Raw genomic sequence first — 24,105 nt, forward strand, 5'->3', positions numbered from 1 at the left:
CGCGCCCTATCCCTTCACTGTCCCGTCATTGTCCTGCCCGGGCGTAGCATGGCGGTCGTCGGAGAACAGCCGCTGGTAGGCCAGGCCCACGCCCACCAGCGTGATGCCCAGGCCCAGGAAGGCCGCTGCCCGCCACAGGCCCTCGAGCCCGCTGAGATCGAGCAGGAACACCTTCAGGATCGCCAGCACCAGCAGGGCCAGCGACAGGAGGCGGAGCTGGCGCTGCCGGGTCAAAAGGCCGAACGCCAGGAGACCGACCGCGGCCACCACCAGCCAGGCCGAATAGAGCCAGTTCTCCGCCGGCTGGATGGCGGCCTCGCCCCAGAGCACGGAGCCCGCAAAGAAGCGGCGGATCTCCAGGATCGGCCAGGCCAGCAGGAGCAGCCCGCCTGCGAGCGGCAGGGCCGGGCCCAGAAGGTGCGGCAGCCGGGCCGGCAGGCCGCGCCAGGTGAGGAAGCCCAGCGCCAGCACCGGGACGAGCAGGAGCAGGAGCAGCGGGTTCACGACCGGCACATCCAGGACGCGCAGGTCCTCGCCCGCGGCGATGCGCAGGAGCGGGTCCAGCAGGCTCCCCACGGCCACCAGCAGGGTCAAAAGGGTCGCGAGGCGAACCGGGCCGGTCTGCGGCCGGAGCGCCAGCCCGGTGGCGGTGAGGGTGAGGGCCGCCACCTGCAGGCCCGGCTCCAGCAGGTCGTCATGGCCGCCGCCGGCCAGTGCGGTGGCGGCACGCATCAGGACGATGATCCAGCCGAGCGTGGCGGCCAGCAGGATCACGTCGCGCGACCAGGAGGGCTCCAGGCGCCGCCCGCAGAGCCAGGCGGCCAGCAGGAACAGGGTCGGCACACCATAGGCCCACAGGACCATGGGGACGCCCAGCTCGCTCGAACCGGCCTCGCCCGCCTGCCAGAGCAGCCGCCCGGCCACCAGCCCGGCCAGGGCGGCTGCGGCCCGCGCAAGGGCACCGTGCGGGAAGCGGGCATGGACCAGCACCACCGCCAGCACCTGGGCTGCCAGCGCCACGCTCAGCCAGGCATGTTCCAGGGCCATGGTGAAGGCCAGGCTCAGCGCGGCGACCACGCCCAGCGCAAAGGCCGCCACGGCTGCCGTCTGCCCGGCGAAGCGCGCCGTCCGCTCGGCGGCCAGGAGGAACAGGCCGGCCATGACCAGGGCCACCACGGTCCAGCGCGGGGCAGCCGCGAACCCCTCGATCCGGGCATAGGCGATCGCCAGGAGCACCAGCGGGGCCACCACGGCCAGTGCTGCGAACCCACCCGCTGGCCGTGCGTGCAACGCGCCGGTCCAGCCGGCCAGGAAGAAGGCGGCCGCGGTCAGCCCGCAGAACCAGGCATAGGGCGCCAGTTCCGGGGGGAGCCAGCGCCAGGCGGGGGCGGCGGTCACGGGGTCGCCCAGCATCTCCGCCATCGCGGTGGCGACGATCGGCAGGTCGACCAGGGCAGCACCCACGGCCACGGCGAAGGCGCCGGCAAAGGCGACATGGAGGCGGGCGCGACCGGCAAGGGCGGCAGCGACCAGGGCCAGCGCGGCGATCGGCAGCGGCAGCAAAGCGAGATCACTTCGCTCGCTCGCCGCCATGGCAGAGGCTGCCAGCAGCAGGCCGCCCAGCCAGGCACGCCCGCCGACCCCGGCCACATGGCGCAGGGCCCGGACGGGCGGCCGGTCCTCCCGCCAGTCCGGCTCCCGTGCCAGCCAGACCGGCAGGACGACGGCGGCCGCGGCCACGAGCGGCGCCAGCGTGGTGCCGGTCTGGCTGGCGGCCATGAGCAGAATGCCCATGGGGATCAGGCCCAGCAGGTCCAGCGCCAGGAGCCAGGTCCATGGACGAAAGAGCAGGAGCAGGGCCAGGAACAGCTGGATCGTGGCCAGCCAGACGGCGAAGGCCACCGGGTCCGGCGCATCCGTGGCCACCAGCACGGGGGCCAGGTAGGCGAACACCAGGGCGATCACGGCCAGGAGCGGGCCATGGTGCCAGGCGAGCAGCAGGGCCACGGCAGCGGCCAGGGCCATCGCCGCCAGCGCCAGTTCCGGGCCCAGCAGGCCGTAGCGGCCGAACGAGGCCCAGGCGACGCCGAACAGGGCGGACGCCCCGCCCGCGGCGAGGGCGGCGGCGGCACCGGCGGTCTGGCCGGCGCTGAGACCCAGGCGGCCCGGCTGCTTGCGCAACAGCTCGGCCAGCAGGATCAGGACGATGCCGGTCAAGAGGCCGAACCCGAGCCGGGTACGCGGCCCGATCAGGTCCTGCTCGATCGAGTACTGCACCACGAACAGGCCGCCCAGCGCCAGCGCCACGGCGCCGATCCAGACCAGCCAGCGCTGGCCGAACCGGCGCTCCAGCTCGCTGCCGGGCGGTGGTGCCGGGGGCGGTGCTGCCGGGGCGAGCGACGGTACGGTGCCGGGTTGTGCCACCGGCGCGGCAGGGGCGGCCACCGGCGCTGCGGGCATGGCGGGTGCCGGGGGCATGATGGGTGCTGGCGGGCGCCGCCCCTCCAGGGCGTCGAGCCGTGCCGCCAGGCGCCGGATCTCGCGGCGCTGCTGCGACCAGCCCGCCGCCGCCACCAACACGAGCATCAGCCAGATCGCCTCCATGTCAGCCCTTCCAAGCAAGCCGCTTGACGTTTCCACGCGAGATGACGACTGGAAACGTGCCTAGAGGATCAGGTAGCAGGGCCACCAGCCGAGTCCGACCCATGGGCCGCGGCCGCGAAGGAACGAGATGACCCGAACGATCCTGTCCGCCTGGTCGCTCCTCCTGGGCATGGGGCTGCTGATGCTGGGCCATGGGCTGCAGGGCACGCTCCTGCCGCTGCGCGCGGCCCACGAGGGCTTCGCCCTGTCGGCCACCGGCATCATGATGTCGGCCTATTATCTGGGCCTGGTCGCCGCACCGTTCATCGTGCCCCATTTCGTGGGCTCGGTCGGCCATGTCCGGGTGTTCGCGGCGCTGGCCTCGCTGGCGTCCGGGATCATCCTGATTCACATCCTCCTGGTGGACCCGATCACCTGGTTCTTCCTGCGCTTCACGACCGGACTCGCTTTGTGCGGCGTCTACATCACCGCGGAGAGCTGGCTGAACAGCAAGGCCGACAACCGGACCCGCGGCGGGCTGTTCTCCTTCTACATGGTGGTGCAGACCGGCGGGTTCGCCGCGGGCAACTTCCTGCTGAACCTGGCGCCGGTGCAGTCCTGGCAGCTGTTCGCCTTCGTCTCGGTGCTGTTCTCGATCGGGCTGATGCCGATCCTGCTCGCCGACAACCAGGCGCCGCCGCCGTCCCGGCCGGTCCATGTCGGCTTTCGCGAGCTGTGGCGGCTCTCGCCCCTCGGCCTCGTGACCATCTTCGGCATCGGCATCGCCCAGGGCGGCCTCTACGCGATGGGGCCGATCTGGGCGCGCGCGTTCGGCATGTCGATCGCCACCGTGTCCCTGTTCATGGCGGTGACGCTGATCGGCGGCGCCCTGTTCCAGTTGCCGATCGGCCGGCTGTCCGACTGGCTGGACCGGCGGCTGGTGATCACGGCCGTGACGTTCGGCGCAGCCCTGTCGTCCGCCCTGGTCGTGTTCGCCGATCCCGGCAACGAGATGCTGGTGCTGGGGCTGTTCTTCCTGTTCGGCGGGCTCAGCCTGCCCATGTATTCGCTGGGCGTGGCGCACACCAACGACTTCATGCGCCCGGACCAGCTCGTGGGGGTGAGCGGCGCGCTGCTGCTCACCAACGGCCTGGGTGCCGCCATCGGCCCGACCCTGACCTCCTTCGTGATGGAGCATGTCGGCATCTACGCCTTTCCGCTGCTGCTGGCGGTGGCCCATGCCGCGATCGGGCTGTTCGCCCTGTGGCGGATGACCCGGCGCCGGGCACCGAATGCGATCGAGCGCGGCCCCGCCCAGGCCATCCCGACCGGCAGCCCCTACAGCACGGTGCTGACCCAGGAGGTGAGCGCCACCCGGCGCGAGGAGGCGCAGGCGGTCCGTCAGGAGGAGCCTGCCGAGGCCTGAACCGGCTGGCGCTCGGGCGGGGCCGGGTTGATCGAGCGGTAGCCGAGCCGCCCCGCCACCTCGGCGCAGGCCGACCAGATCGCCGTGGCCTGTTCCTCGCTGCCCTGCCAGCCGGCGACCTTGCCGGCCCGGTAGCGGACCGGGTTCATGGTGTTCATCCGTTCGAAGCTCGTGACCTTCGGTTGGTCGAGCGGCAGGTCGAGATAGGCGGCAATCGTGCGCACGCTGGCTTCGGGATGCTGGATATGCCGCTCATAGGCCAGCCTGATGGTCGGCACTTGCGCCGCGAGCCAGCGCTCGTGGAACTCGACATAGCCGGTGAGCGTGGTGCCGTTGCCGCGCACCGCCAGGAACTCCGGGGCGAGTTCCTTGTCCTCCTTGCTCAGGCAGTGCCAGGACCAGCAGGCCGGGAGCGGGTGGCGGATCATCTGCACGACCCGCTCGCCCCTGAGATAGCTCTCAAAGGGCGGCTCGTGGGTCTTGAGGTAGTAGGTGACCGGCTCGGCGGCGAGTTCCTGGCGGCGCTCCTCGGTGAGCCAGCCGAGCCAGCCCGGCACCAGGCCCACCGCCTCGCCCAGGCGGAACACCTGCGGCCGGTCCGGGTCGATCACGATGCCATGCTTGCGGGTCATGATCTCCCGCCAGGTCGCGATCCCGGCTTCCGGCATGTAGGGGTCGGTCACCGTGAGGCGCCAGTTCAGCCAGAACAGGTCGCGCAGCACGCTGTTTCCGCAGCGCGGCCAGGTCGCGACATAGACGATCATCGTGCCATCCAGGAGGAGCGAAGCAGATCCCGCGGGCCCGTCAGCCTCGGCCCGGGCCGAGTGATAGGCCGGCAGGGCGCCCCATGGGAAGCACCCGGCCAGGCCTCGGCTTCAGCTCCGGTAGCTGCCGGCCCGCGGCTCGCGCAGGAACACCCGCAGGCCCGGCAGGCCGCGGACGACGTTCTCCACCCGGCCCTTGAGGCGCGCCACCGACATCACGTTGTCGATCCGCCGGTCGAGGAACGCCCTGGTCTCGGCATCGCCCTCGCTGCGGTCCTCCAGCCAGAACAGGAAGGTCGAGACCCACACTGCCGACAGCAGGCCGCGCCGGGTCCAGTAGTCGAGCTCCCGGCTGGTCCCTTGGTCGCCCGCCATCCGCCACATGCCGTCCGCCCCGGACCAGATCCGGCGGGAGGTGGCGTACAGGTTGCGCGGCAGGGCGCCTGCGGCCACGGCCCGGCGCATCGCCTCCTTGTGCCGCGCCAGCACTTCCAGGCGGACCGTGACCAGCCGGGCGATGCGCTGGCGGATGCGCAGCCGCTCCAGGTCCTCGTCGGCCAGGCGCTTGGCCGCCTGCCGGTCCAGCCAGTCGCCGAGCCAGGCCAGGAGGCTCTCCTGGCCCTGCGGGAACAGGCGGCGCGCGGTGATGGGCGTCATGCCGAGGTCGGCGGCGGCGGCCTGGAGGCTCTTGCTGCCCCAGCCGTCGAACGGCACGTGCTGCAGGACCATCTCGAACAGCCGGTCCTTTTCCACCGCCTTGAGCGCCAATGCCTCGTCCGACTTCATGGGCCGCTGTCCTTTGCCGCTGCCTGGCCACCCTCCGGCGCGTCATCCGGCACGGCGTCCAGGAATGCCAGGGAACGTAGGTTGGTCATCCGCATCGGGTAGAGGATCCCGTCCAGATGGTCGACCTCGTGCTGCAGCACCCGGGCGAACAGGCCCTCGGCGATCCCGCCGATCTCCTGGCCGGCCAGATCGCGCGCCCGCCAGCGCAGCCTGGCGAATCTCGGCACCTCGCCGCGCAGGCCCGGGATCGACAGGCAGCCCTCGAGGCCTTCCTCCATCGCCTCGCCGACCGGCTCCAGCACCGGGTCGGCCAGCACCAGCGGCTCGACCTCCTCGGTCGCACCGTCTCTGGGCCGGGCACGCAGCGGCAGCACCACGATCAGCCGCAGGGACTGGCCCACCTGCGGGGCGGCGATGCCGATCCCCTCCTCGGCGTGCATGGTCTCGACCATGTCAGCGGCCAGGCGGTGGATGGCGGGGGTGGTCGGGTCGCCGACGGGCTGGGCGACCTGGAGCAGCACGGGATGGCCCATGCGCAGGACAGGCAGGACGGTCATGGCCCGGATTCTAGAGCCTGAGCGCGCGGGCGTCACCTGCAAGCAGTTCGGCGGCGGCGATATTGCCCGGACGCAGCGAGGGTGCTATAGGCGCCGCCGCGTCGGTCGGCACCACGACCGCGATGCATTTCCTGTCCCCTTTTCGCCGAGGAGAACGACCATCGTCGAGGTCCAGGTCCGCGACAACAATGTCGACCAGGCACTGCGCGCGCTGAAGAAGAAGATGCAGCGTGAAGGCCTGTACCGCGAGCTGCGCATGCGCCGGCACTATGAGAAGCCTTCCGAACGCCGTGCCCGCGAGAAGGCGGAAGCCGTCCGTCGGTTCCGCAAGCTGATGCGCAAGCGCGCCGAGCGCGACGAACTCTAGGGATCGCGCGCCGACGCCCTGACGAGGAGTGACCCGGGCGGTTCGCCCGCGGCCTTGCCCTGTTGGAGCGCAGCCATGCAGCAGACGATCTGAGCCCGCCGGGGCGACTCGGCGGGCTCGTTGCGTTCGACACCCTTTTGACGTTCTACAATTAGTTACCGATATATAGCTCAGATTACAGTGTAGTTTACGAAATATCGATCGGCGGTTGTCGGCATGAGCTGTAGTTTCACCTCCCGCGCCGATGCGTCCGGAGGATGCCATGCCCGAAGCCGCCGTCCAGTCGAGGCCCGACCAGGCCGATCTCGCCGGCCAGTGCGCAGCGCTGGTCCAGGCTCATGGCCATCTGTGCGGGCAGGACCTGCTGGCGGCAGTGCTGGGGCCGGGTGGCCGCCTGCGTGGGCGGACCGCCCTGGTGTCGTCGTTCGGCGCGGAAAGCGTCGTGCTCCTGCACATGGCCGCGAGTGTCGATCCCGACATCCCGGTAATCTTCCTGGACACGCTCGCCCATTTCCCGGCGACCCTCGCCTATCGCGCCCTGCTGATCGAGCGTCTGGGCCTGCGCGACGTGCGCAGTGCCGTGCCCGACCTGCGCATGCTGGGCCGGCTCGACCCGCGCGGCGATCTCCACGCGAGCGATCCCGACGTCTGCTGCCACTTCCGCAAGACCGAGCCGCTCGACCAGGCCCTCGATGGGTTTGCCGCCTGGATCACCGGGCGCAAGCGCTTCCAGGGCGGGCAGCGCCAGGGCCTGCCGACTTTCGAGGTCGAGCAGGGTACGGGCCGCCTCAAGATCAATCCCCTGGCCCAGTGGGGGGCGGACGACCTGGAGGCCTACCGGCAGAACCACGCATTGCCCGCCCATCCCCTGGTCGAGCAGGGCTACCGCTCGATCGGCTGCGCCCCCTGCACCCGGCCGGTCGCGGCCGGAGAGGATCCGCGCGCCGGCCGCTGGGCGGGCACCAGCAAGACCGAGTGCGGCATCCACGTCTCGCATGGAGGCGGCATATGACGATCCTGGCACCGGCGGCCGACCCGGTGGCGCGGCACCACCGCGCCGGCCTGCCATCGCCCCGGCCCTGGCCGCTCCTGCCGGCCGACGAGGTCGGCTGGCTTCTGGTCGAGGCGAGCTCGCGCCTGCGTGCCTCGGGCAGCTCCAGCCTGGTCATCGGCCTGGACGAGGCGACCCCGCTCGGCCGGCTGGCGCACGATCCGCGGCTGCAGCTCCTGGCCTCGGAACTGGCCGGCACCCCTCAGGCACTGACGCGGATCGAGCTGGGCCGGGCCGGACAGTTATCCAGTGCCCCGACGGACGGGCCCGGCACCCTGTTCGTGGAGCTGGGTGGCGATGCCGCCAGCCGTCCCGGCCGTGTCCACGCCTCGCCCGCCACCCTGCCGACGGCTGCGCTGGCCCTGGTCGCATCGTTCCGCCCGTGCCCGGCCGCCGCGTCCCATTCCTGCACGCCGGCGGCGGTCGACCTGTGGCCGCCGGCCGCCGTCGTGGCCGGTTGAACATCGGACCCCGCAGAAACCACGTGCAAGCTGCTCCAAATTAGACTACTAAATTAGTAGAGTTTATCAACTGGAGCATGCCCATGGGCGGACTGACCCGTCGACGAGCCCGCGGCATCCTCGCGCTTGGCGGCCTGGCCATCCTCCTGCCATTCCTCCATTTGGGCGGCTCCCCGGAGCGGCCGGCATCCGTGCAGCCCGAGGTTCGGGCCGAGGCGGCCCTGCCCCTGCGGGTCGCCGAGCCCGGCCCGTCGCGTCCCGAGGCGCCCGTGCCGGTGATGCCCGTGTCGCTGCAGGGCGATGCCCCGGTGCCGGAAGCCGCCGCCCTGCATCTGCTGGTAGCCGACTGATCCAAAGCCGCCATGACGAACGGCCATTCCGCGTGAGCACCGCCAGCATCGCCCGTCGCCGCCAGGGCCCGGTCCTGCCTGGATTCGGCCTGACCATGGGGGTGACGGTCACCTATCTGTCGCTGATCGTCCTGATCCCGCTGGCGGCGATGTTCGTCCGCAGCCTGGGTGACGGGCCGGCCCATTTCCTGTCGGTCGCCACCGACCCGCGTACGCTGGCAGCGCTGCGCCTGAGCTTCGGCGGCGCGCTGATCGCGGCCCTGATCAACCTCGTAATGGGCATGCTGGTCGCCTGGGTGCTGGTGCGCTACCCGTTCCCCGGCAAGCGCCTGCTCGATGCCGCGGTCGACCTGCCGTTTGCCCTGCCGACCGCAGTGGCCGGCATCACGCTCACCGCGCTGTTCGCCGGCGACGGCTGGATCGGCCAGTTCCTCGAGCCGCTGGGCCTGCAGGTGGCGTTCACCCCGGTGGGCGTGGTGGTGGCGATGGTGTTCATCGGCCTACCGTTCGTGGTGCGCACGGTGGAGCCGGTGCTGGCCGACTTCGAGAAGGAAGTGGAGGAAGCCGCCGCCACGCTCGGTGCCAGCCGGCTGCAGACGGTCGTGCGGGTGATCCTGCCCAGCATCCTGCCGGCGGCACTGACCGGCTTCGCCCTGGCGTTCGCCCGGGCGGTCGGCGAGTACGGCTCGGTGATCTTCATCGCCGGCAACATGCCCTACCAATCGGAGATCGCACCCCTGCTGATCGTGATCCGCCTGGAAGAGTTCGACTATTCGGGTGCCGCCGCGGTGGGCGTCTTGATGCTGCTGGGCGCCTTCCTCCTCCTGCTGCTGATCAACCTGCTGCAGGCCTGGAGCCGGAGCTACGAGCGGCGATGATCGCGACCGTCACTCCCGCCGCGAACGCCCTGCCCGCACCCAGGCGCGCCACCCGGGAAGGCCAGGGCGTGCGCTGGCTGCTCACCACCATCGCGGTCCTGTTCCTCCTGGGCTTCCTGGTCCTGCCGCTGATCGCCGTGTTCGTGGAAGCGCTCCGCGCCGGCTGGGACACTTATGTGGCGGCGATCCTCGAGCCCGACGCGCTGGCGGCGATCCGGCTCACCCTGCTGGTCGCCGCGATCGCCGTGCCGGTGAACCTCGTCTTCGGCCTGTGCGCCTCCTGGGCGATCGCCAAGTTCGACTTCCCGGGCAAGTCGGTGCTGATCACGCTGATCGACTTGCCCTTCTCGGTCTCGCCGGTGATCTCGGGCCTGGTCTGGGTGCTCCTGTTCGGCACGAGCGGCCTGCTCGGCCCCTTCCTGGCGCCCCTCGGCATCAAGATCGTGTTCGCGGTGCCGGGCATCGTGCTGGCCACGATCTTCGTGACCTTCCCGTTCATCGCCCGCGAGCTGATCCCGCTCATGGCCGAGCAGGGCCGGGAAGCCGAGGAGGCCGCGGTGTCGCTGGGCGCATCGGGCTGGCAGACCTTCCGGCTGGTCACCCTGCCCAACGTCAAATGGGGCCTGCTCTACGGCGTGCTCCTGTGCAACGCCCGGGCGATGGGCGAGTTCGGTGCGGTGTCGGTGGTCTCCGGCCATATTCGCGGCCTGACCAACACCATGCCGCTGCACATCGAGATCCTCTACAACGAGTACCAGTCGGCGGCTGCCTTCGCGGTCGCCAGCCTCCTGGCCCTGCTGGGCTTGGTCACGCTGGTGATCAAGACCGTGCTGGAATGGCGCTACGGTGCCGAGCTCGCCGCGACCCGGCGCCACTGACCGGACTATCGGAGCCCTTTTGCGATGACGATCACGGTCAAGGGTGTGGCCAAGGAGTTCGGCGGCTTCCGCGCCGTGGACGATCTCGACCTGGTGATCCACCAGGGCGAGCTCGTCGCCCTGCTCGGACCCTCCGGCTCGGGCAAGACCACGCTGCTGCGCATCATCGCCGGGCTGGAATTCCCGGACCGGGGCCAGGTGCTGTTCAACGGCGACGATGCTACGGCGCGGGCGGTGGGCGAGCGGGCGGTGGGCTTCGTGTTCCAGCACTACGCCCTGTTCCGGCACATGACCGTATTCGAGAACATCGCCTTCGGCCTGCGCGTCAAGCCGCGCGCGCAGCGCCCGACCCGCGCCGCGATCGCCGAGCGGGTCGGCGAGCTGCTCCGCCTGGTCCAGCTCGAAGGCATGGCGCATCGCTACCCCACCCAGCTTTCCGGCGGCCAGCGCCAGCGCGTGGCGCTGGCCCGAGCGCTCGCCATCGAGCCCCGCGTGCTCCTGCTGGACGAGCCGTTCGGCGCGCTGGACGCCCAGGTGCGCAAGGACCTGCGCCGCTGGCTGCGCCGCCTCCACCAGGAGATGGGCCTGACCTCGGTGTTCGTGACCCACGACCAGGAGGAGGCGCTGGAGCTGGCCGACCGGGTGGTGGTGATGAACAAGGGCCGCATCGAGCAGATCGGTGCCCCGGCGGAGATCTATGACCGGCCGGCCAACCCGTTCGTGTACGAGTTCCTGGGCCAGGTGAACCGGGTCCCCTATCGCGGCGAGGGCAACACCGCCCGCGTGCTGGGCCGCAGCTTCGCGCTGGAGGGAGCCGCTGGCGACGGCATCGCCTATGTGCGGCCCGAGGAGATCGAGATCAGCCGGGAGCCGCGGCCGGACAGCGTGCCGGCCCTGGTCCGCCACGTCACGGCGCTGGGCCCGGTGATCCGGATCGACCTGGACCTCGAGGGCAGCGACCCGGTCGAGGTCTCGCTGCCGCCGGCGCGCTGGCGCGACCTGTGCGTCGCCAAGGGCGATGCCGTGCATCTTCGCCCGGCCAATGTCCGGATCTTCCCAGCGGCCTGACCGTTGTCGTGCACGACCAAGCACCAACCACCGGGCAATCCATGACGAGTTCCATCGATGTCCTGCCGGAACAGCGCCAGCGGGCGATCCTGGCGATGATCCTGCCGGATGCCCGGCGGGGCGCGGAGCTGCCGTCGTGAGTGCCGTTGCCACCCTGCCTGCGGAAGAGCGGGTCGGGCGCAACCGGCTGGGAACGTCGGCCATCTTCATGATCAACGGCACGGCCATCGGCCTGTGGGCCGTCCACATCCCGCTGATCGGTACCGCCCAGCGCATCGACGAGTTCATGCTCGGCATGATGCTGCTCACGGTCGCGGCCGGCGCTATCGCGGCGATGCCGGCGGCGGGCTGGCTGGCCGGCCGCTACGGCGCCGATCGCGCCACCCTCGGCTTTGCCGCCGGCTTCGTGCTGGTGATGTCCCTGCCGGTGCTCGCCCCTGGCCTGCCCAGCCTGTTCGCCGCGGCCCTCCTGTTCGGCATCTGCAATGGCGGCCTGGACGTCGCGATGAACGCACAGGCCACCGATGTCGAGCGGGCCCGGGCGCGCCCGACCATGTCCTCGTTCCACGGCTTCTGGAGTCTGGGCGGGCTGGCGGGTGCCGCGATCGGCGGGCTGCTGATCGGGATGGGGCTGGACGAGGGCGGTGCCATGCTGCTGGCCGCCGTCCTGTTCGCCCTGGCGCTGGCTTTGGTGTGGCGCTGGGTACAGCCCCTGCCGGACCCGGACCGCCACGAGTCCGAGCCGCACTTCATGCTGCCCAACCGGGCCTCGCTGGCGCTGGGCCTGCTCGCCATGATGGTGATGGTGGTCGAAGGTGCTTCGGCCGACTGGAGTGCTTTGCACCTGATCCAGAACACCGGCGCTACCCCGGCCACGGCGGCGGCGGGCTTTGCCGCCTTCTCGCTGGCAATGGCCGGCTGCCGCTTCGTCGGCGACGCGGCTACCGCACGTTTCGGCCGGGTCACCGTGCTGCGCGGCGGCGGCATCCTGATAGCACTGGGCTTCCTGGTCGCCACGCTGGTGCCGGTGGCGCCATTGGCAGCGGCGGGCTTCGGCCTGATCGGCTTAGGCGCCGCCAACATCGTGCCGATCCTGATCGGCGCTGCGGCCCGCCTGCCGGGCGTGAGCCCGGGTGCCGGCGTCGCCGCGGTCACCACGATCGGCTATTTCGGCTTCCTGGCCGGCCCGCCGCTGATCGGTCTGCTCGCCCACGGGATCGGCCTCGCCGCCTCCCTGGGCTTGCTGGCACTGGCGGGCGTCGTGCTGCTGCTGGCGGCCGGCCGGGTCGTCGCGGGCGACTGAGCGCCGCCGCTATTGTGCGGTGTTGCCGCCATCCACGGGCAGGCAGGCACCGGTGATGAAGCTGGCATCGTCCGAGGCGAGGAAGGCTACGACTTTCGCGATCTCGATGGGCTGGCCCACCCGGCCGAGCGGTAGGGCCTGGCCCATCCGTTCGAGTTCGGCCGCCCGGTCCGGTCCCGCCATCGCTCCGTCCAGCATGGTCGTATCGGTATCACCCGGACAGACGGCATTGACCCGGATGCCGTCGCGCGCGTGGTCGATCGCCATGGAGCGGGTGATCTGCACGACCGCCCCCTTGCTGGCGCCATAGGCCACCGCGCCTACCGCGCCGACCAGCCCCCAGTCCGAGGCGATGTTGACGATGGCGCCGCCGCCCTGGCGCTGCATCACCGGCAGCACCTCGCGGCTCAGCCGGAACAGGGCGGTGACGTTGGTCGCCATGATCCGCTCCCAGTCCTCGTCGGTGCAGTGCAGGACGTCGCCGCGGATGACGATGCCCGCATTGTTCACCAGCACGTCCAGCCGGCCGAACGTCGCGACGGCCGCTTCCGTCAGCAGCTTGGCCGCGCCCGGATCGGTCACGTCGGCCTGGACGAAGCGGGCCTTCCCGCCACTGCCCGCCAGCTCCGCCTCCAGCGCCCGGCCGGCTGCCTCGTTGCGGCCGGTGAGCAGCAGGCTGGCACCACGCCCGGCCATCTCCCGGGCGATCGCCTGGCCGATGCCGGCAGTGGCGCCGGTGACGAGGATGGTCTTGTCGGCAAGGAGCATGGGCAGGTTCTCGCTATTCTGGCTGAAGGGCGCTGGATGATTCGCGGCCGGTGCCATGGTGGTCAACGCCGCCGGCCTTCCGCTATGAAGAGCCGCCCCTGGCCGGAAACCCGCCGATGATCCCCGTCACCCCGACCATTCAGCTGGATCCGCGCGAGCTGGACGAGAGCTTCGTGCGCGCGTCCGGCCCGGGCGGCCAGAACGTCAACAAGCTGTCGACCGCAGTGCAGCTGCGCTTCGACGTCCTGAACTCGCCCTCCCTGCCCGAGGACGTCCGCCAGCGCCTGATCCGCCTGGCCGGCTCGCGCCTGACCCAGGACGGCATCCTGATCATCCATGCGCAGAACTTCCGCACCCAGGAGCGCAACCGCGAGGACGCCCTGGCCCGCCTGGTGGCGCTGATCCAGGCAGCCGCGATCCGGCCCAAGACCCGCCGTGCTACCCGGCCATCCAAGGGTGCGAAGGAGCGCCGGCTGCAGGCAAAGTCACAACGCTCGGGCGTGAAGTCGATGCGCCGGCGGCCGGCGGAGCACGACTGAAGAGAGGTCGATCAGATCGTCAGGAAGCGCGCCATCCGGCCACCGAACGGATTGACGAACATCACCCCGCCGAGCATCCGGCCATCCTGCAGGTCCTCGCTCAGCAGGACCGCCACCTCCATCCGATCGCACACCGCCCAGATCAGCGCGTCCCAAAGCGACAGCCGATGCCTTGCAACCGCTTCCATCGCGCGTGTGAGGTCGTCCGGCCGGTATGGCTCGACCGTGGCGAGTTCCAGGTAGGTGCCGATCCTGCTGGCCAGTTCCTGCGGCGCCATGCCGGCCTTGCGGCGCAGCACATGATGCAGCTCGGCCAGGGTCTGCAGCGGGAGGAACAGGCGCTGCTCGGTCAGCAGGATCTCGACGATCGCCGCAGCCCTGAAATGACGCGGATCATCCGACCGCCGCGCTGCATAGACGAGGACGTTGGTGTCGACCCCGATCAACGGTCGTAGATCTCGTCCCGGTTGAACTCGAATGCTTCGGGAAACTCGACGCCTCGACGCAGCCAGCGGATGAACTCGTCGATCCTGGCCTGCCGCTCCGCTTCCGTGCCACGTGGTTGGGACGAGACCGGCGCCATCTTTGCGATCTCCTGGCCACGTTTAGTGATCACCACCGTTTCACCGGCTGCGACGTCTGCCAGCAGCTTGGCGAAGTTCTGGTTGGCTTCTCGAGCGCTGACCTTCCGCATGGTCGACCCCGTCCTACATTACCGGCAAATGTAGGACATGAGCCCGGCCTCCACAAGCGACAACGGCGCCGGGGTCTTCCCCGGCGCCGTCGCCATGCATCGCCAGATGCCGGCCGCTCAGTGCCCGCCGCCGCTCATCGCCTTGACGATCGACTCGGTCATCTTCTTGGCGTCGCCGAACAGCATCATCGTGTTGTCCTGGCTGAACAGCGTGTTCTCGATGCCGGCATAGCCGGCCGCCATCGAGCGCTTCACGAAGAACACCGCCTTGGCCCGGTCCACGTCGAGCACCGGCATGCCGTAGATCGGCGAGGTCTTGTCGGTCTTGGCGGCCGGGTTGGTGATGTCGTTGGCGCCGATCACGTAGGCCACGTCGGCCTGACCGAACTCGCTGTTGATGTCGTCCATCTCGAAGACGACGTCGTAGGGGATGTTGGCCTCGGCCAGCAGCACGTTCATGTGGCCGGGCATGCGGCCCGCCACCGGGTGGATCGCGAACTTGACCTCCACGCCCTCCTTGGTGAGCGCGTCGTAGAGCTCGCGCACCGAGTGCTGGGCCTGGGCCACCGCCATGCCGTAGCCTGGCACGATGATGACCTTCTGCGCGTTCTGCATCATGAAGGCGGCGTCCTCGGCAGCACCCGACTTGACCGGCTTCTGCTCGCCACCGGCAACGGCGGCACCGCCGCTCTCGCCGAACCCGCCCAGGATCACGGAGATGAACGAGCGGTTCATCGCCTTGCACATGATGTAGCTGAGGATCGCACCCGAGCTGCCGACCAGGGCGCCGGTGATGATCAGCGCCTGGTTGTTCAGGGTGAAGCCGATGCCGGCCGCCGCCCAGCCGGAATAGCTGTTCAGCATCGACACCACGACCGGCATGTCGGCGCCGCCAATCGGGATGATCAGCAGCACGCCGATCAGGAGCGAGAACAGGATCAGCAGCACGAAGGCGGTGGTGCTCTGCGCCACGATCAGCCAGATCAGCAGCAGCAGGATGGCCACGCCGATCGCGATGTTGATGAGGTGGCGGGCCGGCAGCATGATCGGCGCCGAGCCCATGATCGCCTGCAGCTTGGCAAAGGCGATGATCGAGCCGGTGAAGGTGATGGCACCGACTACCGCACCCAGGCCCATCTCGACGAGCGACAGGCCCTTGATCGTGTCGGTGGTGCCCGGCACCAGGATGTGGAAGGCCTCGGGGCTGGCAAACGCACCGGCGGCGACGAACACCGCGGCCAGGCCCACCAGGGAGTGGAAGGCCGCGACCAGCTGCGGCATCGCAGTCATCGCCACGGTGCGGGCGATGTAGAAGCCGGCGCCACCGCCGATCACCAGCGCTGCGGCGATCAGCACGTAGGCCAGGACGGATGGCTGCTGCAGGGACAGGAGCGTGATGACGATCGCCAGGCCCATGCCCAGGATGCCGGCCTGCAGGCCGCGCTGGGAGGTGGCCGGCGAGGACAGTCCGCGCAGGCTGACGATGAAGCAGACCGCGGCGATCAGGTAGCCAATGGCGGCGAGGTTGGGGCTCATCCGGGCACTCCTCAGCCGCGCTTCTTGAACATGGCGAGCATCCGGTGGGTCACCGCGAAGCCGCCGAAGATGTTCACCGCCGCCAGAACCACGGCGATGAAGCCGAACACCAGGGCGATGGTACTGCCGGAGCCCATGGCCACCAGGGCGCCCACGATGATCACCGAGCTGATCGCGTTGGTGACCGCCATGAGCGGCGTATGCAGCGCGGGGGTGACCGACCAGACCACGTAGTAGCCGACGAAGATCGCCAGCACGAAGATGATCAGGTTGAAGACGCTGTGATCGATCAGTTCCATGTTCTCTTCTCCAGCGTCGTTCAGGCGGCCTGGAACGCGTCGTGGACCACGGCACCATTCGCATCGGTGAGCTGGGTGCCCTTGATCAGCTCGTCCTCGCGGTTGATGACCAGCCCCTTGGTCTCGGTGTCGACCAGGAGGGTCACGAAGTTCAGGAGGTTGCGGGCATAGAGGGTCGAGGCGGCCGGCGCTAGGCGGGAAGCCACGTTCGGGTTGCCCACGATCTTCACGCCGTTCTTCTCCACCACCTCGCCTACCGCCGAGCCCGCGACATTGCCGCCGGTCTCCACCGCCAGGTCCACGATCACCGAGCCCGGCTTCATCGAAGCCACCATCGCCTCGGTCACCAGGACCGGTGCCTTGCGGCCCGGGATCAGGGCGGTGGTGATCACGATGTCCTGGTTCCTGATGTGCTCGGCAATCACTTCCTGCTGCTTGGCCTGCTCCTCGGCCGTGAGTGCGCGGGCATAGCCGCCGGCGGTGGCGGCACCCTCGGGGATGAAGCCCACGAACTTGGCACCCAGGGAGGCAATCTCCTCCTTGGCGGCCGGGCGCACGTCGGTGGCGGTGACCACGGCACCCAGGCGCCGTGCGGTCGCGATCGCCTGCAGGCCGGCCACACCAGCCCCCATGATGAAGACCTTGGCGGCGGTGACCGTGCCGGCCGCGGTCATCATCATCGGCATCACGCGGGCATAATGCTCCAGCGCATCGAGCACCGCCTTGTAGCCGGCGAGGTTGGCCTGGCTGGACAGGACGTCCATCGCCTGGCCGCGCGTGGTGCGCGGCAGGAGCTCCAGGGCGAAGGCCGCGACCTTCTTCCCCGCATAGGCCTGCACCTGGTCCTTGTTCATGTAGGGGTCGAGCTGACCCACCAGGACCTGGCCCGGGCGGAGCAGCGCCATCTCGCGCTCGTCCGGCCGCTTGACCTTCAGCACGATGTCGGCGGCGAACACGGCGGCCGCATCCGGCACGATCGTGGCCCCGGCATCGGCGAACAGCTGGTCGGCGATCTCGCAACTGGCACCGGCACCGGCCTCGACCAGCACGTCGACCCCGAGCGCCTTCAGCTTTCTTACCGTCTCTGGTGTCGCCGCGACACGACGCTCGTGCGCGGCGCGCTCCTTCGGCACCCCGATCTGCATTGGACGCTCTTCCCGCCGAGAGTTGATCGGGCGCTACGATGTCGCACCCAGGGCGCCTTAGGGAAGCGAAACCGATCCGGCAAGTGGGCAGATGCACCCGGCCGGCACGGCAGGCGGCCGCAGCCGGCCTCCTCCTGCCGGTCCGGGGTGCTCCCGCCGGCGGTGGTCAGCGCCGCACGGACGCCAGCCGGTCCAGCAGCGCCGCGTGGGTGGCGATGCCGCGGCGGAGGCAGATCAGGTCGAACTTCTCGTTCGGGCTGTGCACCCGGTCGTCATCCAGGCCGAAGCCCACCAGCAGCGTGTCCATGCCCAGGATCTCGCGGATGCTGCCGACCACCGGGATCGAGCCGCCGCAGCCCATCAGCACCGGCTCCCGGCCGAACACCTGCCGGATTCCGGCGCGCGCCGCCTCGATCCAGGGCCCCTCGGTCGGCACGGTGATGCCGGGCGAGGAGCCGAAATCCTGGAAGGTCAGGCGGCAGTCGGGCGGCAGCCGGTCCACCACGAACTGGCGGATCGCCGGCGCGATCCGCTCCCAGTGCTGCCCTGGCACCAGCCGCGCGCTGATCTTGGCGGACGCCTTGGCCGGGATCACGGTCTTGGTGCCGTCGCCGGTATAGCCGCCCCAGATCCCGTTGATGTCCAGGGTCGGCCTGGTCCAGTTGCGCTCCAGGAAGGAGCGGCCGCGCTCGCCATGGGGGCCGGTGAGGCCGACCGCACCCAGGAACTCGGCCTCGGTGACCGGGAAGTCCCGCCAGGAGGCCAGTACCGCCGGCGAAGGTTCCTCGATGCCGTCATAGAAGCCGGGGATGGTGACCCGCCCGTCGGCGTCGGTCATCTCGGCCAGGATCCGCACCAGCAGGTTGTTCGGGTTGACCGCGACCCCGCCATACATGCCGGAATGGAGATCCATGGCGGGCCCGTGCACCGTGACCTCCACATAGGCCAGGCCGCGCAGCGAGGTGGTGATGGCGGGCTGGTCAGGAGAGACCATGCCGGTGTCCGAGATCAGACACAGATCGGCCCGCAGCTCGTCCCGGTTGGCCCGCATGAACGGTTCGAGCGACGGCGAGGAACCCTCCTCCTCGCCCTCGACGAACACGGTCACCCGGCAGGGCAGCGTGCCGTGCACCTGCATCCAGGCGCGGAACGCCTCGACGAAGGTCATCACCTGACCCTTGTCGTCCACGGCACCCCGCGCGACCACCCGCTCCGCCCCCGGCGCCCCCACCACGGTCGGCTCGAAGGGCGGGCTGTCCCACAGCTCGACGGGATCCACCGGCTGGACGTCGTAGTGGCCATAATAGAGCAGATGCGGCACGTCCGCGCCCGGCGGGCCGGGATGGTGAGCCACCACCATCGGCATGCCCGGCGTCTGCCGAAGCCCTGCCTCGAACCCGATCGCGCCCAGCTCCGCCGCCAGCCAGGCGGCGCAGTCGCGGCTGGCCGCATGATAGGCCGGGTCGGTGGCGATCGAGGGGAAGCGCAGGAACTGCTTGAGCCGCTCCAGCGCCGCCGGGAACTGCCGATCCACCTCGGCCAGGACGGGGGCGAGTTCGAGCTGGGTCACGGGATCGGCTACTCCGGCAGCGGTCAGATTGTGGCTGGCTGCTACCAGCCTGCGCGAGGCGCGACCAGGGGCGAGACGGGCTCCCCGGGATCGGCCCGCATGTCTTTCCGGAAGTAACCGGAACGACGAAAACAGAACATACCTGTCACCTCGGGTCCCAGGTTGGTATGGCCGGGCGAAAGGCCGACGCTTCCGGCAATAACCCGCATACTCCGGCATGCTTGCCGGATGACTGCGTTGCATCGTCCGGGTGGTTCAGCTTGTGAATGGTAACGGTTGATCTTGCCTGCCAGCCGTTTCACCTTGCCAGCCACTGGCCGGCTTTTCCTGGAAAAGCTAGATCTTGAACGTTTTATGTCGCAGGAAATAGTTGATCAGCCGTTCAAAATCGGAGATTGTGCGCGTGCCGACAGATTGGCACTCAAAAAGGTGATAGTTACGTACGGCCGTCCCCAGGTCAGGTCGCCCGCGATGAAGTTCGTCGCTGACGCCTTGCCCTCGTGACGAAGATACGGATCGCATCGGACGTTCAGGAGCCGTTTCCTCAAGATTGATGAGCCGAAGAATTACTTCGGATCGATCCCCGAGGTCCTGCGTCTGCGCGAGACAAATCCTCATGAATATGTGCTGCGTGCGATACTAGATTTTTAGCCGGCGCCTGTTTTGCGTCGCAGTTGTATGGTCAGCCGCCACTGGCTCGCACAGTGGGTCAGGCTGGATGGACGGGCAGCCGGGCAACCGGCTGCCCGTTTTTCTTGGGAGCACCCGCTTCCCAGGCAGGGCTATGCCGTGGTCATTCCCGCCTGGAAGACATCGGCCCCTCCGAGGAGACGACCATGCACCGGCGCGTGACGATCGCCATGCTCGCGGGCGTGTTGGCGGGATGCGCAGCAGCACCTCCAGGCCGGGACGTCCCGGCGGGCTTCGACCCCAACGCCCTGCTGACGATCGAGGCCCCGGTGGCGGAGGTGACCTATCGCCCGCCCGAGCTCGTGGTCGTGCTGGCTGCGCAGGAGCAGAGCTGGCGCTGCCTGCTGGACTCGCCCGCGGCCCTGGCCGCGCAGGGCCTGACGGAGGCGCAGCTCGCCCCCGGCACCCCGGTGGTGGTGGCTGGCCACCCGAGCCTCACCGACCCGCACCTGCTCGAGGTCACGGTGATCACCGTGGACGGCCAGACCTTCGAGCTGCGCTGAGCGCGCTCGGGATCGAGCAGCACTCAGGCACAGGTATCCGTCAGAACGGCCGGGACGGCGCGCTCGGGTCGAGATGGCGGCGGTACTGCGCCACCCAGTCGAAATCGACCAGCCGGCAATAGGCGTCCGCCAGCCGGCGCGTGACCGGCCCCCAGACCTGCCCCTTGGGCCCGATCTCCACGCCGTTCACCCGGCTGGCCGGGCAGAGGCAGAGCGAGGTCGAGGTGATGAACACCTCGTCGGCATTATAGGCGTCGTAGAGGTCGATATCCGCCTCCTCCAGCCGCAGCCCCTCGGACCTCGCCAAGTCGATTACGGTCTGCCGCGACACGCCGGGCAGCACGTAGCGCTCGTGCGGGGTCAGGATCACCCCGTCCTTGACCACGAAGATGTTGGAGCCCAGGCCCTCGGACAGGTTGCCGTTGATGTCGAGCAGGATCGCCCAGGCCGATGGGTCCATGGCGTGCACTTCCTGGCTCGCCACGATCAGGTTCAGGTAGTTGTGCGACTTGATCCTGGGGCTCAGGCTTTCCGGCGGGGTGCGCCTCGCGGACGGCACCGCCACCTTGATGCCTTCCTCGTACAGGCTGGCGCGCTGGCGGAACGGCAGCGGCATGCATTCCAGCACGATGTTCGGCCCGTGATGGTCGAGATTGTCGCCCTCTACCGGCCGCACGCCCCGACTGATCCGCTGGGCCAGCCAGTAGTCGTCGTCAGGGCCCAGCAGGTGCCGGTTGCGCTCGAACAGTTCCTCGCTGAGCCGGCACATCTCCTCGGGCCCATAGCCCGGGTCGATCCGCAGATATTTCAGGGAGCGGTAGAGCCGCTGGACGTGCTCCTTCACCTTGAACAGCTTGTGGCCGAAGCTGCGGGTCATGTCGAAGCAGCCGTCGCCATAGATCCAGCTCGAATCGCGGAACGGGATCCGCACCTCGCGCTCCGGCATGAACTCGCCGTTGAACCACGCAACCCGCTCGTTCGGCAACGTCATCGCTTCGCCCCTCCCCTGCACCGAAGGCCATTTGCGACAGCGTAGAAGGACGGGACGGGAAGCGCCAGCGCAGCGAGCCTCAGCCGAAGGCGGCCCGCGGCAGGCTGCGCCCCTGCCCGTCGAACAGGTAGCAGGCCTCGGCCGGCAGCCCGACCGTCACCGCACCCTCCGGCGGCAGGTCGGCCATGCCGGCATGCTTGACCACCAGCGGGTCATCGAGGCCCAGGTCGACATAGACCCAGCTCTCCGCCCCCAGCCGCTCCACCGCCAGCACCCGCCCCTCCACCGATGCATCCGCCGGCTCGCCCAGCCGCAGATGCTCGGGCCGCACGCCGACCTCCACCGCCTCGTGCGGGATCGCAATGCCCTTGGGGTAGGTGGCCGGCAGGAAGTTCATCTTTGGGGAGCCGATGAAGCCCGCGACGAACCGGTTGGCCGGATGCTGGTAGAGCTCGATCGGCGTGCCGACCTGGCGGACCTCGCCGGCATCCAGCACCACGATCCGGTCGGCCAGCGTCATCGCCTCGACCTGGTCGTGGGTCACGTAGATCATGGTCGCGTCCAGCCGCCGGTGCAGCTTGGCGATCTCGATGCGCATCTGCACCCGCAGCGCGGCGTCCAGGTTGGAGAGCGGCTCGTCGAACAGGAAGACCCTCGGGTCACGGGTGATCGCCCGGCCGATCGCAACCCGCTGGCGCTGCCCGCCGGACAGCTCGCGCGGCTTGCGGTCGAGGAGCCGGTCGAGCTGGAGGATGCGCGCCGCCTCGCGCACCCGCCGCTCGGCCGCCGCCCGGTCGGTCTTCGCCAGCTTCAGGCCGAACATCATGTTCTCGTACACGCTCATGTGCGGGTAGAGCGCGTAGGACTGGAACACCATGGCGATGCCGCGCTCGGGCGGGGTCAGCTCGTTGACCACCTCGCCGTCGAAGCGGATCTCGCCGGCACTGACGTCCTCCAGCCCGGCCACCAGCCGGAGCAGGGTGGACTTGCCGCATCCCGAAGGCCCGACGAACACCACGAACTCGCGGTCATGGAGGTCGAGGTTCACGTCCCGGATGGTTTCCACCGAGCCGAACCGCTTGCCGACTCCGGCGAGCTCGATCCTGGCCATCACTCTCCCCCCGGCCGCAGCATGGCACTCACCCCTTCACGGCCCCGGCGGTCAGCCCCGACACGATCCGGCGCTGGAAGATCAGGACCAGCACGATCAGCGGCACGGTCACCACCACGCTCGCGGCCATGATGTTGCCCCAGGGCAGCTCATAGGCCGAAGCACCCGAGATCAGGGCGATCGCCACCGGCACGGTGCGCTGCTCGCCGGACAGGGTGAAGGTCAGCGCGAACAGGAACTCGTTCCAGGCGGCGATGAAGGCGAGCAGGCCGGTCGTGATCAGCGCCGGGCCCAGCAGCGGTAGGAATACCCGGGTCACGATGGTGAAGGGCTTCGCCCCGTCCACGATCGCCGCCTCCTCCAACTCCTTGGGCAGTGCCCGGATGAAGGTGGTGAGCACCCAGACGGTAAACGGCAGCGTGAAGATCAGGTAGCTCAGGACCAGGCTCGGCAGCCGATTGTAGAGGCCGAGTGCGCGGACCAGCTCGAACATGCCGGACAGCACCGCCACCTGCGGGAACATCGACACGCCCAGGATGGTGAACAGGAGCAGCGAGCGGCCGCGAAAGCGGATCCTGCCCAGCGCGAAGGCGGCCAGCAGCCCCAGCGCCAGGGACAGCACCACCACGGCGGAGGCCACGATCAGCGAGTTCAGGATGTTGCGGCCGAACGGCTGCTCGGCGAACACGGCGTAGTAGTTGGCGAGATTGGGCGGCGGGAAGAAGTCGATCCGGAACATCTCCGAGCCCGGCTTGAACGAGCTCACGATCGCCCAATAGAACGGGAAGACCGCGTAGAGCACGATCAGCGCCATCAGGAGGTAGAAGCCGACCCGGCCGAGCCGGCGGCGGGTGCGGCGGCTCATGGTCGCTCCTCCGCCTGGCCGCTGCCGATCCGGGCGAGCGTCAGGTAGACCGCGGTGAACAGCGCGATGGTCAGGAACAGGAGGGTCGAGGCGGCCGAGCCGAAGCCCACGTCCTGGAAGTCGACCAGTTGCTGGCGGGCGTAGACCGACATGGACATGGTCGCCTGGTTGTTGCCGGTGAGCACGTAGATCGCGTCGAAGATCCGGAGCGCATCGAGCAGGCGGAAGATCACCGCGACCAGGAGGGCCGGCATCAGGAGCGGCAGGGTGACCTTCCAGAACACCTCCACCGGATGCACCCCGTCGACCTTCGCCGCCTCGTAGCATTCGGTCGGCAGCATCTGCAGGCCGGCCAGCAGCAGGAGCGCCATGAACGGCGTGGTCTTCCACACATCCACCATGATCACCGCCCAGATGGCGGTATCGGGATTGGCGGTCCAGGCGATGCCCTGGTCGATGATGCCCAAGAGGATCAGCAGCTCGTTCAGGACGCCGTACACGTCGTTGAGCATCCAGGCCCACATCTGCGCCGAGACGATGGTCGGGATCGCCCAGGGGATCAGCACGGCGGTACGCAGGAGGCCGCGGCCGGGCAGGTGGACATTGAGCGCCAGGGCGATGGCCAGCCCCAGCACCGTCTCGATCGACACCGAGACCAGGGCGAAGAACAGCGTGTTCCAGACCGAGCGCCACCAGTCCGGGTCGGTCAGCAGATACTCGAAATTGGCCAGGCCCACGAACCCGGCCGCACCCATGTCGGAGAGGTTGGCGTCGGTGAAGGCGAACCAGACCGTCCGGCCGAGCGGCCAGGCCGCCACCAGGGCCAGTGCCACCAGCATCGGCGCCAGGAACAGCCAGGCGGCCCGGGTGCGCGTCCGGGTCAGGCGGGAGATGGTCGGCCCTGCCATGGCGCCCGCCTACT

The 24,105-nt window shown here is 69.5% G+C and carries 26 protein-coding genes; 11 read left to right on the forward strand and 15 right to left on the reverse strand.

Annotated elements, in window-relative coordinates; genetic code table 11:
- Nucleotides 1-6: 6 nt before the first annotated feature.
- Nucleotides 7-2,604, reverse strand: coding sequence for a DUF2339 domain-containing protein (locus HLA95_RS09625; RefSeq protein WP_222183118.1), 2,598 nt, complete (start codon nucleotides 2,602-2,604; stop codon nucleotides 7-9).
- A gap of 127 nt (nucleotides 2,605-2,731) precedes the next feature.
- Between HLA95_RS09625 and HLA95_RS09630 the strand changes: the two genes are divergently transcribed.
- Nucleotides 2,732-4,009 carry an MFS transporter gene (locus tag HLA95_RS09630; RefSeq protein WP_191061692.1) on the forward strand — a complete coding sequence of 426 codons (1,278 nt, stop codon included), beginning with the start codon at nucleotides 2,732-2,734 and terminating at the stop codon, nucleotides 4,007-4,009.
- Here the strand turns inward: HLA95_RS09630 and HLA95_RS09635 are convergent.
- From HLA95_RS09635 to def, 3 genes are all read right to left on the reverse strand, one after another.
- Nucleotides 3,985-4,773: a sulfotransferase family protein gene (locus tag HLA95_RS09635; RefSeq protein WP_191061691.1), complete on the reverse strand. Its 789-nt coding sequence runs from the start codon at nucleotides 4,771-4,773 to the stop codon at nucleotides 3,985-3,987. The genes HLA95_RS09630 and HLA95_RS09635 overlap by 25 nt on opposite strands.
- A gap of 111 nt (nucleotides 4,774-4,884) precedes the next feature.
- Entirely contained in the window at nucleotides 4,885-5,559 is a 675-nt protein-coding gene (locus HLA95_RS09640; protein WP_222183120.1) for a COQ9 family protein, read from the reverse strand.
- Nucleotides 5,556-6,116, reverse strand: a complete 561-nt coding sequence (gene def / locus HLA95_RS09645; protein WP_191062116.1) for a peptide deformylase — start codon at nucleotides 6,114-6,116, stop codon at nucleotides 5,556-5,558. The genes HLA95_RS09640 and def overlap by 4 nt, the downstream gene beginning before the upstream one ends.
- Nucleotides 6,117-6,276: 160 nt before the next feature.
- Between def and rpsU the strand changes: the two genes are divergently transcribed.
- From rpsU to HLA95_RS09685, 8 genes are all read left to right on the forward strand, one after another.
- Nucleotides 6,277-6,483, forward strand: coding sequence for a 30S ribosomal protein S21 (gene rpsU, locus HLA95_RS28125; RefSeq protein WP_159712318.1), 207 nt, complete (start codon nucleotides 6,277-6,279; stop codon nucleotides 6,481-6,483).
- A gap of 262 nt (nucleotides 6,484-6,745) precedes the next feature.
- Nucleotides 6,746-7,495 (forward strand): phosphoadenylyl-sulfate reductase, encoded by a 750-nt coding sequence (locus HLA95_RS09655; protein WP_222183122.1) that lies wholly within the window; start codon nucleotides 6,746-6,748, stop codon nucleotides 7,493-7,495.
- Nucleotides 7,492-7,995: a hypothetical protein gene (locus HLA95_RS09660; RefSeq protein ID WP_222183124.1), complete on the forward strand. Its 504-nt coding sequence runs from the start codon at nucleotides 7,492-7,494 to the stop codon at nucleotides 7,993-7,995. Before HLA95_RS09655 ends, HLA95_RS09660 begins: the two co-directional genes overlap by 4 nt.
- An 83-nt stretch (nucleotides 7,996-8,078) precedes the next feature.
- Nucleotides 8,079-8,345 (forward strand): hypothetical protein, encoded by a 267-nt coding sequence (locus HLA95_RS09665; RefSeq protein ID WP_222183126.1) that lies wholly within the window; start codon nucleotides 8,079-8,081, stop codon nucleotides 8,343-8,345.
- A gap of 95 nt (nucleotides 8,346-8,440) precedes the next feature.
- The gene (gene cysT, locus HLA95_RS09670; RefSeq protein WP_370467480.1) at nucleotides 8,441-9,223 is read left to right on the forward strand and encodes a sulfate ABC transporter permease subunit CysT; all 783 of its coding nucleotides are present in this window, start codon (nucleotides 8,441-8,443) and stop codon (nucleotides 9,221-9,223) included.
- Complete coding sequence (gene cysW / locus HLA95_RS09675; protein WP_191061439.1) at nucleotides 9,220-10,101, forward strand: sulfate ABC transporter permease subunit CysW; 882 nt, start codon at nucleotides 9,220-9,222, stop codon at nucleotides 10,099-10,101. Before cysT ends, cysW begins: the two co-directional genes overlap by 4 nt.
- A gap of 24 nt (nucleotides 10,102-10,125) precedes the next feature.
- Nucleotides 10,126-11,169: a sulfate/molybdate ABC transporter ATP-binding protein gene (locus HLA95_RS09680; protein WP_191061438.1), complete on the forward strand. Its 1,044-nt coding sequence runs from the start codon at nucleotides 10,126-10,128 to the stop codon at nucleotides 11,167-11,169.
- Between the two features lie 136 nt (nucleotides 11,170-11,305).
- Complete coding sequence (locus tag HLA95_RS09685) at nucleotides 11,306-12,472, forward strand: MFS transporter (RefSeq protein ID WP_222183128.1); 1,167 nt, start codon at nucleotides 11,306-11,308, stop codon at nucleotides 12,470-12,472.
- A 9-nt stretch (nucleotides 12,473-12,481) separates the two neighbouring features.
- Here HLA95_RS09685 and HLA95_RS09690 read toward each other — a convergent pair whose 3' ends face one another.
- Nucleotides 12,482-13,240, reverse strand: a complete 759-nt coding sequence (locus HLA95_RS09690) for an SDR family NAD(P)-dependent oxidoreductase (RefSeq protein ID WP_191060578.1) — start codon at nucleotides 13,238-13,240, stop codon at nucleotides 12,482-12,484.
- Nucleotides 13,241-13,356: 116 nt separating this feature from the next.
- Here HLA95_RS09690 and arfB point away from each other — a divergent pair, with 116 nt between their 5' ends.
- On the forward strand, nucleotides 13,357-13,779 hold the full coding sequence (arfB, locus tag HLA95_RS09695; RefSeq protein WP_191060579.1) for an alternative ribosome rescue aminoacyl-tRNA hydrolase ArfB: 423 nt from the start codon (nucleotides 13,357-13,359) through the stop codon (nucleotides 13,777-13,779).
- Nucleotides 13,780-13,790: 11 nt separating this feature from the next.
- On the opposite strand, the gene HLA95_RS09700 is transcribed toward arfB, so the two are convergent.
- The 6 genes from HLA95_RS09700 to HLA95_RS09725 all read right to left on the reverse strand — a co-directional run bounded on the left by HLA95_RS09700 (nucleotide 13,791) and on the right by HLA95_RS09725 (nucleotide 19,023).
- Nucleotides 13,791-14,225: a PIN domain-containing protein gene (locus HLA95_RS09700; protein WP_191060580.1), complete on the reverse strand. Its 435-nt coding sequence runs from the start codon at nucleotides 14,223-14,225 to the stop codon at nucleotides 13,791-13,793.
- Nucleotides 14,222-14,473 (reverse strand): type II toxin-antitoxin system Phd/YefM family antitoxin, encoded by a 252-nt coding sequence (locus tag HLA95_RS09705; RefSeq protein WP_191060581.1) that lies wholly within the window; start codon nucleotides 14,471-14,473, stop codon nucleotides 14,222-14,224. Before HLA95_RS09705 ends, HLA95_RS09700 begins: the two co-directional genes overlap by 4 nt.
- Before the next feature lie 117 nt (nucleotides 14,474-14,590).
- Nucleotides 14,591-16,009, reverse strand: a complete 1,419-nt coding sequence (locus HLA95_RS09710) for an NAD(P)(+) transhydrogenase (Re/Si-specific) subunit beta (protein WP_191060582.1) — start codon at nucleotides 16,007-16,009, stop codon at nucleotides 14,591-14,593.
- Nucleotides 16,010-16,020: 11 nt separating this feature from the next.
- Entirely contained in the window at nucleotides 16,021-16,308 is a 288-nt protein-coding gene (locus HLA95_RS09715; protein WP_159712282.1) for a proton-translocating transhydrogenase family protein, read from the reverse strand.
- Nucleotides 16,309-16,328: 20 nt separating this feature from the next.
- Nucleotides 16,329-17,453, reverse strand: a complete 1,125-nt coding sequence (locus HLA95_RS09720; RefSeq protein ID WP_191060583.1) for a Re/Si-specific NAD(P)(+) transhydrogenase subunit alpha — start codon at nucleotides 17,451-17,453, stop codon at nucleotides 16,329-16,331.
- 166 nt (nucleotides 17,454-17,619) lie between these two features.
- Nucleotides 17,620-19,023: a M20/M25/M40 family metallo-hydrolase gene (locus tag HLA95_RS09725; RefSeq protein ID WP_223861641.1), complete on the reverse strand. Its 1,404-nt coding sequence runs from the start codon at nucleotides 19,021-19,023 to the stop codon at nucleotides 17,620-17,622.
- Between the two features lie 836 nt (nucleotides 19,024-19,859).
- On the opposite strand from HLA95_RS09725, the gene HLA95_RS09730 reads away from it, so the two are divergent.
- On the forward strand, nucleotides 19,860-20,216 hold the full coding sequence (locus HLA95_RS09730) for a hypothetical protein (protein WP_191061029.1): 357 nt from the start codon (nucleotides 19,860-19,862) through the stop codon (nucleotides 20,214-20,216).
- A 40-nt stretch (nucleotides 20,217-20,256) separates the two neighbouring features.
- Here the strand turns inward: HLA95_RS09730 and HLA95_RS09735 are convergent, their stop codons facing one another.
- From HLA95_RS09735 to HLA95_RS09750, 4 genes are all read right to left on the reverse strand, one after another.
- Nucleotides 20,257-21,207 (reverse strand): aminotransferase class IV, encoded by a 951-nt coding sequence (locus HLA95_RS09735; RefSeq protein WP_191061028.1) that lies wholly within the window; start codon nucleotides 21,205-21,207, stop codon nucleotides 20,257-20,259.
- Nucleotides 21,208-21,286: 79 nt separating this feature from the next.
- Nucleotides 21,287-22,318 (reverse strand): ABC transporter ATP-binding protein, encoded by a 1,032-nt coding sequence (locus HLA95_RS09740; RefSeq protein ID WP_222183130.1) that lies wholly within the window; start codon nucleotides 22,316-22,318, stop codon nucleotides 21,287-21,289.
- A gap of 28 nt (nucleotides 22,319-22,346) precedes the next feature.
- Nucleotides 22,347-23,183: a carbohydrate ABC transporter permease gene (locus HLA95_RS09745; RefSeq protein WP_191062007.1), complete on the reverse strand. Its 837-nt coding sequence runs from the start codon at nucleotides 23,181-23,183 to the stop codon at nucleotides 22,347-22,349.
- Nucleotides 23,180-24,091 (reverse strand): carbohydrate ABC transporter permease, encoded by a 912-nt coding sequence (locus HLA95_RS09750; protein WP_191062006.1) that lies wholly within the window; start codon nucleotides 24,089-24,091, stop codon nucleotides 23,180-23,182. Before HLA95_RS09750 ends, HLA95_RS09745 begins: the two co-directional genes overlap by 4 nt.
- Nucleotides 24,092-24,105 lie beyond the last annotated feature (14 nt).

Origin of the sequence: Geminicoccus harenae (assembly GCF_019800005.1) — a bacterium.
Taxonomy (GTDB): Bacteria; Pseudomonadota; Alphaproteobacteria; order Geminicoccales; family Geminicoccaceae; genus Geminicoccus; species Geminicoccus harenae.

Coding starts and splice junctions, on each gene's coding strand:
- HLA95_RS09710 (WP_191060582.1), bottom strand. CDS start 16,009: ATGAGCCCCAACCTCGCCGCCATTGGCTACCTGATCGCCGCGGTCTGC.
- HLA95_RS09625 (WP_222183118.1), bottom strand. CDS start 2,604: ATGGAGGCGATCTGGCTGATGCTCGTGTTGGTGGCGGCGGCGGGCTGG.
- HLA95_RS09680 (WP_191061438.1), top strand. CDS start 10,126: ATGACGATCACGGTCAAGGGTGTGGCCAAGGAGTTCGGCGGCTTCCGC.
- HLA95_RS09640 (WP_222183120.1), bottom strand. CDS start 5,559: ATGAAGTCGGACGAGGCATTGGCGCTCAAGGCGGTGGAAAAGGACCGG.
- HLA95_RS09635 (WP_191061691.1), bottom strand. CDS start 4,773: ATGATCGTCTATGTCGCGACCTGGCCGCGCTGCGGAAACAGCGTGCTG.
- def (WP_191062116.1), bottom strand. CDS start 6,116: ATGACCGTCCTGCCTGTCCTGCGCATGGGCCATCCCGTGCTGCTCCAG.
- HLA95_RS09740 (WP_222183130.1), bottom strand. CDS start 22,318: ATGGCCAGGATCGAGCTCGCCGGAGTCGGCAAGCGGTTCGGCTCGGTG.
- HLA95_RS09745 (WP_191062007.1), bottom strand. CDS start 23,183: ATGAGCCGCCGCACCCGCCGCCGGCTCGGCCGGGTCGGCTTCTACCTC.
- cysT (WP_370467480.1), top strand. CDS start 8,441: ATGGGGGTGACGGTCACCTATCTGTCGCTGATCGTCCTGATCCCGCTG.
- HLA95_RS09660 (WP_222183124.1), top strand. CDS start 7,492: ATGACGATCCTGGCACCGGCGGCCGACCCGGTGGCGCGGCACCACCGC.
- HLA95_RS09705 (WP_191060581.1), bottom strand. CDS start 14,473: ATGCGGAAGGTCAGCGCTCGAGAAGCCAACCAGAACTTCGCCAAGCTG.
- HLA95_RS09730 (WP_191061029.1), top strand. CDS start 19,860: ATGCACCGGCGCGTGACGATCGCCATGCTCGCGGGCGTGTTGGCGGGA.
- arfB (WP_191060579.1), top strand. CDS start 13,357: ATGATCCCCGTCACCCCGACCATTCAGCTGGATCCGCGCGAGCTGGAC.
- HLA95_RS09750 (WP_191062006.1), bottom strand. CDS start 24,091: ATGGCAGGGCCGACCATCTCCCGCCTGACCCGGACGCGCACCCGGGCC.
- HLA95_RS09665 (WP_222183126.1), top strand. CDS start 8,079: ATGGGCGGACTGACCCGTCGACGAGCCCGCGGCATCCTCGCGCTTGGC.
- HLA95_RS09735 (WP_191061028.1), bottom strand. CDS start 21,207: ATGACGTTGCCGAACGAGCGGGTTGCGTGGTTCAACGGCGAGTTCATG.
- HLA95_RS09715 (WP_159712282.1), bottom strand. CDS start 16,308: ATGGAACTGATCGATCACAGCGTCTTCAACCTGATCATCTTCGTGCTG.
- HLA95_RS09630 (WP_191061692.1), top strand. CDS start 2,732: ATGACCCGAACGATCCTGTCCGCCTGGTCGCTCCTCCTGGGCATGGGG.
- cysW (WP_191061439.1), top strand. CDS start 9,220: ATGATCGCGACCGTCACTCCCGCCGCGAACGCCCTGCCCGCACCCAGG.
- HLA95_RS09655 (WP_222183122.1), top strand. CDS start 6,746: ATGCCCGAAGCCGCCGTCCAGTCGAGGCCCGACCAGGCCGATCTCGCC.
- HLA95_RS09690 (WP_191060578.1), bottom strand. CDS start 13,240: ATGCTCCTTGCCGACAAGACCATCCTCGTCACCGGCGCCACTGCCGGC.
- HLA95_RS09720 (WP_191060583.1), bottom strand. CDS start 17,453: ATGCAGATCGGGGTGCCGAAGGAGCGCGCCGCGCACGAGCGTCGTGTC.